Genomic DNA, 370 nt, shown 5'->3' with positions numbered 1-370 from the left:
GGGTGGCCGGGCGGCCGAGAATCTTGGCGACGTCATGGGTGACCAGTGCCGGACGGTCGACGGTGTCGGCCAGCAGGCCCATGTAGGCGTCGGCGAACTCGGCAGGAAAGCCCAGGCCCACGAAACGTTGCCGCACCACATCGCTGGGAACCTCGCGGTAGTGCAGCGGTCGCCGAAGTGCCTGCCCGATCGTGTCCACCAGCTCGGTATTGGTCAGCGCCTGCGGACCTGTCAGCGGAATACGCTGGCCCACAAGGTCGTCGGTCAGTAGTGCAACGGCCGCCACAGCCGAGATGTCGGAGTCGACGATCACGGCGGTAGATGCGTGCGCATACGGGCCGCTGACCTCATCGCTCGTGCGGATCTGCGC

1 pseudogene is annotated in these 370 nt (G+C 66.8%); it reads right to left on the bottom strand.

Features of this window, described 5'->3' with window-relative positions:
- A pseudogene (locus IMZ11_RS44870) lies at positions 1 to 370 on the bottom strand (hypothetical protein); the annotation flags it as partial.

This window comes from Microtetraspora sp. AC03309, from assembly GCF_020826795.1.
In the GTDB taxonomy this organism is placed as follows: Bacteria; Actinomycetota; Actinomycetes; order Streptosporangiales; family Streptosporangiaceae; genus Microtetraspora; species Microtetraspora glauca.
The sequence above is the reverse complement of the archived record's forward strand: the minus strand, read 5'-3'. Positions and strand labels throughout refer to the sequence as shown.